This is a genomic window from Curtobacterium sp. MCBA15_013 (assembly GCF_001865095.1).
Lineage (GTDB): Bacteria > Actinomycetota > Actinomycetes > Actinomycetales > Microbacteriaceae > Curtobacterium.
Genome location: NZ_MJGQ01000021.1, coordinates 2,104 through 2,791, shown reverse-complemented (window position 1 = coordinate 2,791; position 688 = coordinate 2,104). Strand labels below are relative to the sequence as shown.

Annotated in this window: 1 protein-coding gene; it reads right to left on the bottom strand. The window is 66.4% G+C overall.

Annotation, left to right across the window (positions count from 1 at the left end; genetic code table 11):
• Positions 1-36: 36 nt before the first annotated feature.
• The coding region (locus BIV01_RS11820; RefSeq protein WP_175473704.1) for an AAA family ATPase at positions 37-688 on the bottom strand (652 nt) is incomplete at its 5' end.

Sequence of the window (688 nt, the reverse complement as noted above, 5' to 3'; positions counted from 1 at the left end):
TGGCACCGCGCCTCCCGTCATGTCCGTGACCGGGTCCTAGGACTCGATCTCGCCCTGCGGCGTGTCCGTCGCCTCGACGGCGGCCGCCCCGGCGAGGACCTCTTCGCGACCAGGCTGACGCCCGGTCTCGAACTGGAACTCGCCACCGGTGAAGTCGACCTTCACGTGGTCGCCGGCCGTGAGCTCACCCTGCAGGATGTGCTCGGACAGCTGGTCCTCGACCTCGTGCTGCATCGCGCGGCGGAGCGGGCGGGCACCGAGTGCCGGGTCGAACCCGACCTTGATGAGCTGCTCCTTGGCGGCGAGCGTGAGCTCCACCGTCATGTCGCGGTCGAGCAGACGGTCCGCCAGGCGCTTCACGAAGAGGTCCACGATCTGTAGCAGCTCGGGCTGCGAGAGCTGCGGGAACACGATCGTGTCGTCGACGCGGTTGAGGAACTCGGGCTTGAAGTGCTTCTTGAGCTCCTCGTTCACCTTCGAGCGCATGCGGTCGTAGCCGACACCGGAGTCACCCTCGACCTGGAAGCCCACCGGGCCACCGGCGATGCCCTGCGAACCGAGGTTCGTGGTCATGATGATGACGGTGTTCTTGAAGTCGACCACGCGGCCCTGACCATCGGTCAGACGACCCTCTTCGAGGACCTGCAGCAGCGAGTTGAAGATGTCCGGGTGGGCCTTCTCGATCTCG